Consider the following 12,370-nt stretch of genomic DNA (forward strand, 5'->3'; position numbering starts at 1 on the left):
CGAGTTCCGTTTGAAATCTAACTTAGTTTGTCATATATGGCTAATGGACCAGCATAGGCGTTCATATATAGGTAATTAAAATGAGCTCTCCCAAGTCGAAATCCGCACTCGCAAGGCTCGGTCGGGACATTCGAGCAGCGCGCCTGCGCCGCAATATCGCTCGCACGGACCTCGCGGCGCGCGCGGGCACCTCGGCTAGCACGATCGTGAGGTTGGAAAACGGCGATCCGGGCGTGGGCATCGGCGCGCTTGCCGATGTCCTCGTCGCCTTGGGTCTGATCGATCGTCTCGTTGATCTTGTCGATGTCCGTAACGACGAGCTTGGCCTCGCGCTGGCTGCCGAGAAGCTGCCGCAGCGCGGCCGCACCTTTGCCTCGACCCTACGCCGCCAAAAAAAGAAGGGCGAGACGAATTCCGCCTTTGGCGGAGCCGAGGTTAATCCTGAAGGCGTCGCCTTCTGATGGCGAACTGGTTCGCGCAGGTCGCGCTGGGCGAGAGGCTAACCCAAGTAGGAGAGCTGCGCTACACCCGTACGGGTCCGCGCCAATTCTCGGTCTTTTCCTATGATCTGGCCTGGGCAGCGAGCGCGGCGGCCTTCGCGCTGCAGCCCGACTTCGCGCTCGAAGGTGGCCCTTTCCATGCATCGAGCCAGTCCGGCAATATCCGCGATGCGCTTGCCGGCGTCTTCGCTGACGCCGCGCCCGACACATGGGGACGAAGACTGCTTGAGCGGACTTATGGGGCGGGCCTTTCGGAATTCGAATATCTCACCCTTTCCGACGACAAATGCCGACAAGGCGCGCTGCGCTTCGTCGACAATCAGGGCACGGTCATTCAGGGCGGCGCGCCCGGCGCGGTCCCGCGCCTTGTCGATCTCCAGGCGATTACAAGCATTGCGCGTGCTTATGAGCAGGGCAAAGAGGTCTCTGCGGCTGATATGCAGGCCCTCGCAGGCGCTGGCGGCTCGGGCGGTGCCCGCCCGAAGGCCAATGTCATCGACGATGGCACGCTTTGGCTCGCTAAGTTCACCTCTGTCCACGACCAGCAGCCTGTCGAGCGGGTCGAGGTCGCGACGCTTCGCCTCGCCGCTTCCTGCGGCATTCGCGTGCCCGAAGTTCGCCTCGAACTCGTCGATACGCCCTTCCCAGTCGCCCTCATCAAGCGGTTCGACCGGCAGGGTGCAGGTCGGATCCCCTATATCTCCGCCCGCACGGCCCTTGCCAAAACCGGAGTCGAGCTTGGCTCCTATACGGAAATCGCCGACTTCATCCGGCTAGCCGGGCCCAATCCAACCGAAGACTTCCTTGAAATCTACCGACGCCTCATCTTCACCATCCTAGTCTCCAACAAGGATGACCATCTTAAGAACCACGGATTTCTCTACGTTGGCGCCGATAAATGGCGACTTTCTCCTATGTTCGACGTCAATCCCGCGCCCGATCGCAACCCGCACCTCGAAACGGCAATTTTCGAAGGCGGAGGTCACGAACGATCAATCCAACGGGCGCTCGAAGCTGCGGAATTCTTCGAGATCGCCGAGGGCTACGCGCGCGCTCTCATCCGCGACACAGCGCAGCGGATAGCTGCCACGTGGCGCGAAGCACTACGCGCAGCAGGCGTCACCGGCGCGCTTGCCAAGCATTATGAACCAGCTTTTGTTCACGACGAAGCAGACATAGCTCTCTCTTTTTGATTTTCATATTTGGCAAACATCACTCTTCTATTGTTCATATCTGGTATTTTAATATGGCACAGCTATGAGATAGGAAGGTTACAGAACGTGGAAGAAAGGGGCAGAGCGTTATCCTTTGCGCGGCATGGGAGAGGGCATAGCGCGGATGGTACGCCAGACAACGCTAAGGGCGAACGATAAGCGAACACTTAGGCAGCGCGGCTATCCCCTGGCAGGTTGAGCGCCTTACGTCCTGCGGATGCTGCCGCTTTATCCCAGAGGAAGCCGCTTGAGAAGGCGATATGGGGTTGAGTAGCAACGGAACAGATAACCTACATAAGGCGGCGCGCCTCGAGGCCGCGCGCCATTCCGGAATGGCAAAAAGTGGTGGGAAGCTGCCGTTCGCATTCTGGTCCGAGGCGCGGCTATAGCTGCCGTCCGTGGAGCACGCCGCCGAGGCAGCAACGCGCCCTTGTCGGTCGCTTCAGGGGCGATTTGAGGTGCTTGGGAGCGGACCGACCGGTTTTCCTCGCCGACCAGGTTCGCGGGCAACGGAAACTCAGTTTCCAGGAATCTTGGGCTCATCATACCAACCCGGCTCAGGAACGGTTTTAACATGATGATCTTTGAGGAAGCGCGTGATTCCCTTCAGCATGGCACTGTTGATTAAGCCATCCTCAAGATTGTCACCTACATCGCGCTTGTTTCCATTAATATTGACGGAGGCATAGAAAGGAATAGGGTCGATCACTATCGTCACAATTTTCCCGCGTTTCGCAGGTGGTCGATTTTCGATGATTTTAAACTGATCTGCACATAATCTTTTCACGTCATCTGGATCGACAATTATATTATCTGACCGCAATTTTAAGTTTGAGTGCATTTCGTATATTGAAAACAATCCCTGGGCCTTATTATCAGATGTTGATAATATTATGTTGTATTTTAGCCCTCTGGTGCTGCCATAAATATCAGCCGTATAGTAGCAATTGTGAACGGGAAACTTGTCGGCGTGATTATATGTTTTTTTTCGATCTGTTTTGTCAGATTTCCCTCCATCACCCTTAGATGAGCACGCACTCACCAGAAGTGCGCTGACAAGTAAGGTCAGCAATAAGGCCCGCCGGAGTGAAGATGAGATTGTCATGAACGGTTCTTTGCATGCGTTCTAACTATCTTCAATGGCCGCGGTTACGGTAAATTGTGTTCCGGCAATGTCCGTAATGGGGCGTTACCGGCCGGTCCTGCCCTCCCTCATCCGGCGGCGGTTCAATAGGAAACGTAGCCGTGTTGCCCACCAACGGATGGTGGTATATACGTCGTCATTACTATTGCGAGGACGCTATGCCGAAAGCCGCCGTATTCACGATGAAGCTAGAACCCGACCTTCGGGCAGAGTTCATGGCTGCGGCCGAAGCGAGCCACCGCCCGGCATCGCAGGTGGTGCGTGAGATGATGCGGGAGTTCGTCCAGCGCCAGAAGGACCGGCGCGACCATAGCGCTTTCCTGCATCGCAAGGTCGATGCGGCGCGTGCTTCGGTCCACGACGGAGAGGGGCGCTCCAACGAGGCTGTGGAAGCCGACTTCGCCGCACGTCGCGCCCGGATCACTGACCGGGCGTGAAGATCATATGGACGCCGGAAGCCGAGCAGGACCGCATAGCAATTTGGGATTATCTCGAAGCACGTGACCCAGATGCGGCGCTCCGGATGGACCGCCTTTTCAGCGAGGCTGTCGCCGGGTTGGCTGACTTCCCCATGCTCGGACACGAGGGGGAAGTGCCTGGTACGCGCGAGCTAACGCCTCATCGGAGCTATCGACTCGTCTATGAGGTCGTGGACGGTACAGCCTGAATCCTCGTCCTGATTCACACTGCCCGTCAGTGGCCCCCATTACGGCCTTCCTGGGAATAACCAGCTTTCGGGAATGGCCGGCTTGGGGCGGATGCTGCCATTCTCGCAAAATCGTCCCGGAAGGGCGCGAAGGAGTGGCTAGCTGCCGTTCGCATCTACTCTAGAAGCCACGAAGTCTCGAAACTCCTCTTTCGCCTCGTAGGTTTTGAAAGCCCTTGCTGGTACAATAAAAGCATTCTTGTTGCGCCCCTGAATGATCAAAGCACCGTCCTGAGAATCGACGTTCTCCACGTCAGTCCAAGGTATCTGCTTACTGATGTGCCCGATGGTTGTATCAAGGCCCATTTCGTCAGCCGTTAGCGTTCTCTCTTGAGGTTTGAACTTTACGAGGGGAAACAATACAAACCCAACGATTGGGGCTAAGCCAATTGCGATGATGGCGAGGGCCCCTCCGTGCCAACGACGGTGAGACAAAGCACCGCCGTTAATTTAGCCTTGAGGGCGCGGATGAGATATCACCATGGTTATGCCGCGTATTCCAAACGACGAGACGAACTCCGCCGCCGCAGGCGCTGCCGCCGAGGAAGGCCGCAGGCCGACGCTGGTGGCAGCGCCTGCGGCGGCATCGCCCGAGCTCTCCGACCGGCCACGTCGGCGGAACTTCGGCGCCAGATATAAGCTGCAGGTCCTCGACGAGATTGATCGTGCCGCTGGCACTCCCGGGGCGATCGGCGCCATCTTGCGGCGTGAGGGGATCTATTCCTCCTCGATCACGGAGTGGCGGCGGCTGCGCGCGGCCGGGGCGTTTGAGGGCCTGAGCCCCGTGAAGCGCGGCCCAAAACCAATGGCGCCCAATCCTCTGTCGGCAGAGCACGCCCAGCTGAAGCGGGACCACAAACGCCTTCAGCAGCGCCTGGAGCGTGCTGAAGCTGTGATAGAAATTCAAAAAAAGTCGCGCGTTTGATAGGCTTCCCGATCGAGGACGACGAGAAGCCGTGATGGATGCGTTGGCTACGCTGGGTACCGGCTCGGGCATCATTGCAGCGGCTTGTGACGCGCTGGGCGTGTCGCGTGCGACCTTCCATCGCCGTCAGGTTGCTGTGGCTTATCCCCCCGCTGCTCGCCGCCGACGGCCAGCGCCGGCGCGTACCATTCTCGGGCCAGAGCGTCAGCATATCATAGATTTGCTGCGAGAGCCGCACTTTGCAGACCTCGCACCTGCGGAGATCTACGCTACGCTGCTCGATCAGGGCATCTACCACTGTTCGATCCGTACGATGTACCGGATCCTCCACGAGCATCAGGAAGTTAGGGAACGCCGTCGGCAACTGCGCCACCCCGTCTATCAGAAACCCGAGCTGCTGGCCGAAGGCCCCAATCAAGTCTGGTCATGGGACATCACCAAGCTCATGGGGCCGAGCAAATGGACCTACTTCTACCTTTATGTAATCATTTATATATTTAGCCGACGCGTCGTTGGATGGCATATCGCCGACACCGAAAGCGCTGCTCTGTTCAAGCCGCTATTCGAAGATTGCGTCGCCAAACATAACGTCTCCCCAGGCCAGCTCACCCTACACGCCGACCGCGGGCCGTCGATGAAGGCCAAGGCTACCGCGCTCATGCTCGCTGATCTCGGCGTCACCAAATCGCACAGCCGGCCATATACCTCGAACGACAATCCTTTCTCGAAAAGCCACTTCAAGACTTTGAAATATCAGCCGCAGTTCCCGAAACGCTTCGGCTGTGCCCAAGACGCAAAGACGTTCTGCCGGCACTTCTTCGACTGGTACAACCGAGACCATCATCATCTCGGCATCGGGCTGATGACGCCCGACCAGGTGCATTACGGCCAGGCAGATGCAGTCCACGCCGCCCGTCAAACGATCCTCAACAAAGCCTTCCGCTTAAACCCGGAGCGCTTCGTCAATCGACCACCACGACCGCCACAAAAACCTACTGCAGTCTGGATCAACCCACCGGCCAAAGAGCGAAAGACGATAGCTTAATCTCCCGACCCGGCTGTCTCACAATCGTTGACACGTTCCGGGCCCGCTTCAGCAGGCCGGGCGCGACCTTGACCAGACCCTCCGGCGTCTCGACGCCATCGGTTTCAAGAAACTCGATGGCACGGGCGGTGGAGACGTGCCGACCTTTCTTGTTGGTGGTCCTGATCTTCAGCGCGGCGACGATCTCGGCATAGCGTTCCATCTCCGCTTGCGGCGCGACCCGCGTCGCACCGTGGTCGGACCGGCGCACCGACCCGGGCCGGTTCAGCTCGCGCAGCGCCCGATACAGCGTCGAGATCGAGATGCCGTAAGCCTCGGCCGCACGCGCGACGATCTCGGTGCGACCGGGATCGCGTGGCGGCAACAGCGACAATCGTCGGCGAAGGTCGACCAGCGCCTCTCCGGGCGGTCGCTTCGCCCGGTCAGCCATCGGCTGCAACAGGCTCCTTGGCGGGTACGCCGCTGCCGCGCTTGCCGGCATAGCGGTAGAGGGTGGCGACCGACACGCCCATGCGCTTGGCGATGTCGCGCACCGGGAGCGTGCCCTCCTTCATCATGGCGCGGGCCGCGGTGACGTCGCTCGGGCGCATAACCGATGGGCGCCCGCCCTTGCGGCCTTGCCGGCGCGCTTCCACCAGCCCGGCAGTGGTCCGCTCGCGGATCAGGGCGCGTTCGAACTGCGCGATCGCGCCGAACACATGAAAGGTGAGCATCCCGCCCGGCGTGGTCGTGTCGATGCTCTCGGTCAGCGACACCAGCCCGATCTGCTCGCGCTCCAACTCCTCGGCCGTGGCGATCAGCTTCTTGAGGGAACGAGCGAGGCGGTCGAGCTTCCAGACGACCAGCGTGTCGCCGGCCCGCAGCACGTCTTGCAGGATGCGCGCAAGTTCAGGCCGGTCATCACGCGCGCCGGACGCCTTTTCGGTGAATACCCGGTCGCAGCCGGCACGGCGCAGTGCGTCGAGCTGAAGCTCGGGATTCTGGTCGCTGGTGCTGACCCTGGCATAGCCGACCCGCATGGGCGTCCAATCTTCTCCAAACCCGTCGCAGGCATACCGTTTTGCGAAGCGGGTTTCCAGAACAGTTTTGACAAAGCCCGGCCCGCAGATTTACGTTGCCGGGCAGGCAAGGCGATCGGCTCGTCAGAAACGGTCGTTTTGCAGAAGCGTCTCTCCGGGACGGGCAATGCAGAACCTTGGCATTGCACGGGCCAAAGCTGTCGTAAGCGAGATAGTATGCAAGTCGCCGTCAGCACCCTGTATGGACCGAATAACCTGACCATTGTCGAAGCCGGTGAGGGTGCAGACGCCTGGATTTTCATCCCCCTCGAGACTGGCCCGGCAACCGTCCATGTTTTCGAAGGACGATATCTTTTCGCTTACGGCTACATAAGCGACTGGGCGATTTTCGATCTGGAGCAGCGACGGCGTATCGCCGGTCCGCAGACCGTGCTCGCATTGCCTCACATATTCTGTTTCTCGGCCATGCACCGCTCATTCTTTCTCGCGGAGCAGCGCGCGCCCAAGGCGCGCTACAACCGGATCCACCAGATCCCCGTCGATAGCGACCTGCCAAGGACGCACGAGCTGCCCGAGGATGCCCACGTCCGTCAACTAGCGTGCAGGGACGATGGCGCGATTATCGGGCTATCGCACGGTATGGAGCAGGGCACCGTGCGCCATGTCCTGCATCCGCGAACCGCCGAGGTGCAAACCGACTGGCTTGTCGATGCAGTATACTGGAGTGTCTCCAGATATGGCCCTCGCTGGATCAGTCCCGATGGACGCTGGGCTCTTCGCAATGCCCTCGATACGCCGCTCCTGGCTCGAGGCAGAAGGACCGGTCTTCTTGACCGGTTCATGCCGGAACGACAGGCGGGTGCGAAGCACCCCGATCTGCGCGATGACGGCGAGCCACGATACGCACTCGCGCTGGAACTGATCGAACTCGAACCACTTCGCAAAGCCAGCACGCTGAGGGTGGCATATCGCACCCCAAAAGAGCTGAATCTTTATCCGGCCGACGTCGCGCTGCTGGATGCGTGGCTTCAACGTCCCGCCGCTGAACGCCCCATGCTGCTGCCGCATTCCCATGCCGAGAGTATGAACCCTGAGCAGGCCGAGGTGGCAGAGCTTGCGGAAGGAAAATTTCTAAACCGGCTCGACGATGTCGTCTGGGCCGAAGACTCTCGAAGCTTTTCGATACGGGTCGGTGAATACAAGGTACTATGGGACGACAAAAATATAGGTTTTTATCGCCAGTTGCGCCGTCAGGTTGGTATAGATGGAAGCATCGGTGAATTGCAGGTTGTAGAGAGCATACACCTGCATCCAGCATGGCCGGATGTGAGCGAACGTGCATATAAAATCGTCCAAACGGACATAAAACGGCGATCGACGCAAAGCATCAAACTGGGCGGTATGTCCGTCGTCGATTTCGCGAACGCGATTGACGAAATGACGCGGCGCATCATCGAAAACCCGCTGAGCGACGTGACGTTCGCCGGTGCGCTCCGCTTCCAGTTCCAAGCCGGTCGCAAACGTCTCAACGAGCGGAAGTTTTTCGAGACGATCCGCGCCGTGCCTGTCGCCGACGCCGAACCGGTGATTGAGGCTCTCCGGGGTCTGCTGGTTTCCTATGGCGACGCGGCTCGGCGACATGCCACGGAGCGTCCCGGTGACAGGCTAATGAGCGGCACCGACGACCACGCGCCCGCCGCGTTGTCGGAAGCCGCGCTGTCGCTCGCGACGCTGGATGATGGGAGCGCAGCCGCCCTGCGGGTCTGGTTTCGGACAGTCGATCAGGAGCACGACGGCTTCGCGGCTGAGATGGTCTTTCCGGCCTATGCCGCGCGGACAGGCTTTCTGGGTGTGGAAGCATTGCGCTTCGGCATCTGGTTCTTCCTGAACCAATGGCAGACGGTCAGCTTCGAGCAAAGCTGGCTGGGGCTGTTCGACGTCGCGAGCCGGACGATCGCGCCGGAAATGTTCGCGCGGATCGCATGGGAAGAGGCGCGCTTGGTCGCGAATGACGAAGCGCGCGCAGATGAGGCTGCCCAGCTCTCCGACTATCTTGACCGCCTGACCGAGCAAATCAGGAACACAGAGTGGGGGAACGCGGCAGCGGATCAACTGAGGAAATTGGAACGCTTGCCGTGACATCGGATCGACGATCCAAACGCGCTGGCCGGCAGGTTATCAATGTGAGCAGGGCACCGCCGTTTGCGAGCAGACGGAGCTGATCGCGAGTACATTGTCACATAGCGTGAGCAGCATAACGTACCGGCTGTCAGTCAATGCGAGCAAAAAATGGCCCTGTTTGCGAGCAGGCGACGCTACGTGTGCAAGCGCCTACACGTAGTGGCATTACGAATGTCAGCAAGCGGGCAGGCCGATTGCTCCACGCTGCGTCTGACTTTAGGGCGGAAGCGGACAAAGTTGGCTCAGCCTAGCAGGACTAAAAGCAAGCCAGAAAAAGCAGCAAAGAAGCCTAACGACACTGCGAACCAAAACATGCCAGTTTCATCCGCTTTGTCGATGCCGGGATCGGGCCAATGCGTCGCAATGCGTCCTTTCCATAGACTTTGAATGACGAACAATGACGCCAATAGGAAAAGCGCGCCGCCAAAAATATCTGCTCTTGTCACTCCGACTTTCCTAGCTCCGGTCCACCGCGAACCTGCCGATCTTCTGTAACCGCTGCACCCGCCCCACGTATTCCGAGAGCTTGCTGATGGTTAGGCTCGCCCGAGACGAGGAGGAGATCGGGCAATGTCGGATGAAATTGATGCAGGGTCAAACGGCGGTTTGACGTGTGCGTCGCACAGTACAACTGCGCGTTTGACCGTCAGTTTGCCGCCCGGACGTCGGCGCTACGAGCGTTGGCCGGATGACGTACGCGACCGCATTCTGGCTGAGAGCTTTGTGCCAGGAATGACTGTGGCGCAGGTCGCCCGAGATAACGGCGTCGGCCTTGGCCTTTTGCACTATTGGCGTCGGCAAGCGCGAGCAGCAGGAGCCGTCGAGGAATTGCGGTTCGTACCCGTCACGCTGGCTCAGGAGAAGCAACTCGAACCTGCCGGCTTGGAGTTGGTGGTACGAGACGTGACGGTTCGGATCATGGGCGCGGTCGAGATGGACCACCTGCGCGCGGTACTGGCGGCGATCCGGGAATGATCCCGATCGACGGAAGCGTACGGATCTTCGTGGCGACACAGCCGGTCGACTTCAGAGCCGGGATTAACCGATTGATGGGGCTGGTGACGCACGTGCTGGGGCATGATGCCTGCGCGGGCGATGTCTTCGTGTTCCGCAACAAGGGCGCGGATAAGGTGAAGTTGCTCCGTCATGACGGGTCAGGCGCGGTTATGGCGACGAAATGGCTCGACCGAGGAAGGTTTTACTGGCCTGCCGTGCAAGGCGGCACGATGGTCCTGAGCGGACCGCAATGCACGGCATTGCTGTCGGGTCTGGATTGGAAGAAACTGCCCGCACCCGAGGTGCGCAGACCCCTGATTTTTGGCTGATATCTGCGGTTTTCTGTGGCGACGAGGAGTCGGTGTGGTATAGTCAGGCATGCCCGCCCAAGCCGACGATCTCCCTGAAGATATGGAGCAAATGGCGGCTCTGGTGCGTGAACTGCAGGCAGAAAACGCCCAACTGCGCGCACTGCTCAAAGGCATGGCCCACCAGGCCTTCGGCAGCCGTTCAGAACGCGCCAGCGTCATCCTGGGTGATCAAGGTCTCCTTGATCTCGGCGACCTCGTAACCACGCCGGCTACCGCAGCCAACGACGATGGCGACGCCGAAGACAAGCCTGCCGTCGGTCGCCCACGCCGCAAGCGCGGCCTGATGGCACTGCCGGCCCATATCGAGCGCGTGGAGCGCGTGATTGATCCCGACACGCTGGATTGCCCCTGCTGCGCCGGCAAGCTCCACAGGATCGGCGAAGATGCCAGTGAGGCACTCGACTGGGTGCCGGCCATCGTTCGCGTCATCCGCACAGTGCGCCCTCGTTACGCCTGCCGGGAATGCCGGGAGGGCGTCGTTCAAGCGCCGGCGCCGCGCCGCGCGATCCCAGGCTCGATGGTCACTACCTCGACGCTGGCCTGGATGGCGACGGCGCGCTACGCCTGGTCGATCCCGCTCAATCGGCAGTTGCAGATGCTCGCAGGCCAGGGCGATCATCCTCGATCGGGCGTTACCGAGCCGCTGGATGCGTAAGATCGCATGGTGGGTGAAGGCGCTCTATGATCGCCTGCTTGCCTACATCCACAGCCAGTCCCGGATCTTCTGCGATGAGACCCGCATGCCGGTCCTCGAGAAAGGGCGAAGACGAACCCGCACGACACAGTTCTGGGCGCACGCTTGTGATGACGGACCGTGGTCAGGCCCGGCCCATCCGGCAGTGGTGTATATCCATGCTCGCGGACGGCGGCATGCCGAGGCGTTCGAACAACTCGCCCGCTATCAGGGCGTTATCCAGGTCGACGGCTATGGTGCCTACAAGGCGCTTGTGCGCGGTGGTCCGGGCCGAGGCAAGATCACACTCGCCTTCTGTCTTGCCCACGCCCGGCGCAAGTTCGTCGATGCCTTCCGCAAATCGCCATCGCCGGTGGCAGCGGCGATCCTTACCCTGATCGGTGAGGTCTACGTGGTCGAGGCGCGTGTGCGCAAAGGCACCGCCGCACAGCGCCTCCAGGCTCGTCTCGCCGAAACCGCCGACGTCATGGCGAAGATCAACATCATGCTTCCAGGTCTGTCGCCCAAGTCCGACCTGGCCAAGGCGATGCGCTACACGCTCAACCACTGGAAGGGGCTGACGCTGTTCCTGGAAGACGGCCGGATCGAGGTCGATACCAACACCGTCGAGCGCGGCATGAGAAATGTGGCCCAGGGCCGCAAGTCCAGCCTCTTCGCTGGTAGCGAGGAAGGAGCTCAGACCTGGGCCGTCATGGCATCGCTTCTCCAGACGGCTCGCCTGGGCGGCCTGGATCCCTACACCTGGCTGAATGACGTGCTGGAGCGTATCGTCACGGGCGCTGTGAAGATCAACGAACTGGACATCTTGCTCCCATGGAACTGGCGGCCGGCGGCAGAACCGGTAAAAGCGCTGGCGGCATGAACTTCAAACCTCGCACATCGCAGGGCCGGACCCTCTCGCTCGAACAGCTCGAGATATGGCTCGACGAGCTTGATCCCCCCGTAGCTGGCGTCTCATCGATCGACGGCTTCCTGGCCGCAGTCGCCGCAGGCCCCAGCGTCATTGACCCCGACGTATGGATTAAGAGCATCCTGCGCGAGCACGCTCTCAACGCGCGCTCGGCGCCTGCGCGCCGAACGATCCTCAAGCGGTATAACCGCATCTGCATCGAGCTTGCCGAGAAGCCCGAGGCGTACGCGCCGATCTACATGCGCACCGAGGAAGGCGAGGTACTGCTCGAGGACTTCGCCAACGGGTTCTTCACAGCCATGCATCTCGACATGGAGGCGTGGAAGCCCTTCATCGCCGACCCGGAGTTCGGCTACCCGCTCGCGGCACTGCTTGGCCACAGCACCATTACAGGTGGCCCGTCATGGATCGAACAACTGGGTGATCCGAGCGCCAATCTGGCACTTGCCGATACGTGGCGCATGGTCCCGCAAATCATCTCGCTGATCCATGACCAGTGCGCCTTCGCGCGCATGACGCCAGCAGCCTGATATAAATCCCGCCACCACCAATGCGTGGGACAGGATCAGCGGTTACGATCTTCTCATCAACATCTTATGAAAGCCAGTAGGCGGGATCAACGACAGCAACGGGGCGGATGCTGCCATTTTCGCGAAATCGTCCCG

Annotated in this window: 13 protein-coding genes and 2 pseudogenes; 10 read left to right on the plus strand and 5 right to left on the minus strand. The window is 60.2% G+C overall.

What is annotated here, in order from left to right:
• Positions 1-80: 80 nt before the first annotated feature.
• Positions 81-461: a helix-turn-helix domain-containing protein gene (locus tag TQ38_RS29655; RefSeq protein ID WP_043980803.1), complete on the plus strand. Its 381-nt coding sequence runs from the start codon at positions 81-83 to the stop codon at positions 459-461.
• Entirely contained in the window at positions 461-1,693 is a 1,233-nt protein-coding gene (locus TQ38_RS29660) for a type II toxin-antitoxin system HipA family toxin (protein ID WP_043980805.1), read from the plus strand. Before TQ38_RS29655 ends, TQ38_RS29660 begins: the two co-directional genes overlap by 1 nt.
• Before the next feature lie 538 nt (positions 1,694-2,231).
• Here the strand turns inward: TQ38_RS29660 and TQ38_RS30430 are convergent.
• A complete protein-coding gene (locus tag TQ38_RS30430; protein WP_162792498.1) occupies positions 2,232-2,819 on the minus strand; it encodes a hypothetical protein in 588 nt (195 codons plus the stop codon).
• Positions 2,820-3,016: 197 nt separating this feature from the next.
• Between TQ38_RS30430 and TQ38_RS29670 the strand changes: the two genes are divergently transcribed.
• On the plus strand, positions 3,017-3,295 hold the full coding sequence (locus TQ38_RS29670) for a hypothetical protein (protein ID WP_043980810.1): 279 nt from the start codon (positions 3,017-3,019) through the stop codon (positions 3,293-3,295).
• Positions 3,292-3,525, plus strand: coding sequence for a type II toxin-antitoxin system RelE/ParE family toxin (locus TQ38_RS29675; protein ID WP_043980812.1), 234 nt, complete (start codon positions 3,292-3,294; stop codon positions 3,523-3,525). The genes TQ38_RS29670 and TQ38_RS29675 overlap by 4 nt, the downstream gene beginning before the upstream one ends.
• A 138-nt stretch (positions 3,526-3,663) precedes the next feature.
• Here the strand turns inward: TQ38_RS29675 and TQ38_RS29680 are convergent, their stop codons facing one another.
• Entirely contained in the window at positions 3,664-3,870 is a 207-nt protein-coding gene (locus TQ38_RS29680) for a YcxB family protein (protein ID WP_162792499.1), read from the minus strand.
• A 175-nt stretch (positions 3,871-4,045) separates the two neighbouring features.
• Here TQ38_RS29680 and TQ38_RS29685 point away from each other — a divergent pair.
• A protein-coding gene (locus TQ38_RS29685) for an IS3 family transposase (RefSeq protein ID WP_370059864.1) occupies positions 4,046-5,534 on the plus strand; the annotation gives its coding sequence in 2 pieces (ribosomal slippage) (positions 4,046-4,486 and positions 4,488-5,534; 1,488 coding nt in all).
• A gap of 43 nt (positions 5,535-5,577) precedes the next feature.
• Here the strand turns inward: TQ38_RS29685 and TQ38_RS29690 are convergent.
• Positions 5,578-5,964, minus strand: a pseudogene (locus TQ38_RS29690) (IS481 family transposase); the annotation flags it as partial.
• Complete coding sequence (locus tag TQ38_RS29695) at positions 5,957-6,553, minus strand: recombinase family protein (RefSeq protein WP_043980820.1); 597 nt, start codon at positions 6,551-6,553, stop codon at positions 5,957-5,959. The gene TQ38_RS29695 and the pseudogene TQ38_RS29690, both read right to left, overlap by 8 nt.
• A 216-nt stretch (positions 6,554-6,769) precedes the next feature.
• Here TQ38_RS29695 and TQ38_RS29700 point away from each other — a divergent pair, with 216 nt between their 5' ends.
• The gene (locus tag TQ38_RS29700) at positions 6,770-8,692 is read left to right on the plus strand and encodes a hypothetical protein (protein WP_043980821.1); all 1,923 of its coding nucleotides are present in this window, start codon (positions 6,770-6,772) and stop codon (positions 8,690-8,692) included.
• 284 nt (positions 8,693-8,976) lie between these two features.
• On the opposite strand, the gene TQ38_RS30435 is transcribed toward TQ38_RS29700, so the two are convergent.
• Positions 8,977-9,180 carry a hypothetical protein gene (locus TQ38_RS30435; protein WP_162792500.1) on the minus strand — a complete coding sequence of 68 codons (204 nt, stop codon included), beginning with the start codon at positions 9,178-9,180 and terminating at the stop codon, positions 8,977-8,979.
• Positions 9,181-9,304: 124 nt separating this feature from the next.
• Here TQ38_RS30435 and TQ38_RS29705 point away from each other — a divergent pair, with 124 nt between their 5' ends.
• From TQ38_RS29705 to TQ38_RS29720, 4 genes and pseudogenes are all read left to right on the plus strand, one after another.
• A complete protein-coding gene (locus TQ38_RS29705; protein ID WP_113942146.1) occupies positions 9,305-9,709 on the plus strand; it encodes a transposase in 405 nt (134 codons plus the stop codon).
• A complete protein-coding gene (tnpB, locus tag TQ38_RS29710) occupies positions 9,706-10,059 on the plus strand; it encodes an IS66 family insertion sequence element accessory protein TnpB (RefSeq protein ID WP_043980823.1) in 354 nt (117 codons plus the stop codon). The genes TQ38_RS29705 and tnpB overlap by 4 nt, the downstream gene beginning before the upstream one ends.
• Before the next feature lie 49 nt (positions 10,060-10,108).
• Positions 10,109-11,657 (plus strand): annotated as a pseudogene (locus tag TQ38_RS29715) (IS66 family transposase).
• Entirely contained in the window at positions 11,654-12,235 is a 582-nt protein-coding gene (locus TQ38_RS29720) for a UPF0149 family protein (protein WP_043980940.1), read from the plus strand. The pseudogene TQ38_RS29715 and the gene TQ38_RS29720 overlap by 4 nt, the downstream one beginning before the upstream one ends.
• The last annotated feature ends 135 nt before the right edge of the window (positions 12,236-12,370 follow it).

Origin of the sequence: Novosphingobium sp. P6W (assembly GCF_000876675.2) — a bacterium.
Lineage (GTDB): Bacteria > Pseudomonadota > Alphaproteobacteria > Sphingomonadales > Sphingomonadaceae > Novosphingobium.

What these genes read in the sequence shown, in the direction of transcription:
- TQ38_RS29655 (WP_043980803.1), top strand. Translation starts at nt 81, where the DNA reads ATGAGCTCTCCCAAGTCGAAATCCGCACTCGCAAGGCTCGGTCGGGAC.
- TQ38_RS29660 (WP_043980805.1), top strand. Translation starts at nt 461, where the DNA reads ATGGCGAACTGGTTCGCGCAGGTCGCGCTGGGCGAGAGGCTAACCCAA.
- TQ38_RS30430 (WP_162792498.1), bottom strand. Translation starts at nt 2,819, where the DNA reads ATGACAATCTCATCTTCACTCCGGCGGGCCTTATTGCTGACCTTACTT.
- TQ38_RS29670 (WP_043980810.1), top strand. Translation starts at nt 3,017, where the DNA reads ATGCCGAAAGCCGCCGTATTCACGATGAAGCTAGAACCCGACCTTCGG.
- TQ38_RS29680 (WP_162792499.1), bottom strand. Translation starts at nt 3,870, where the DNA reads ATGGGCCTTGATACAACCATCGGGCACATCAGTAAGCAGATACCTTGG.
- TQ38_RS29695 (WP_043980820.1), bottom strand. Translation starts at nt 6,553, where the DNA reads ATGCGGGTCGGCTATGCCAGGGTCAGCACCAGCGACCAGAATCCCGAG.
- TQ38_RS29700 (WP_043980821.1), top strand. Translation starts at nt 6,770, where the DNA reads ATGCAAGTCGCCGTCAGCACCCTGTATGGACCGAATAACCTGACCATT.
- TQ38_RS29705 (WP_113942146.1), top strand. Translation starts at nt 9,305, where the DNA reads ATGTCGGATGAAATTGATGCAGGGTCAAACGGCGGTTTGACGTGTGCG.
- tnpB (WP_043980823.1), top strand. Translation starts at nt 9,706, where the DNA reads ATGATCCCGATCGACGGAAGCGTACGGATCTTCGTGGCGACACAGCCG.
- TQ38_RS29720 (WP_043980940.1), top strand. Translation starts at nt 11,654, where the DNA reads ATGAACTTCAAACCTCGCACATCGCAGGGCCGGACCCTCTCGCTCGAA.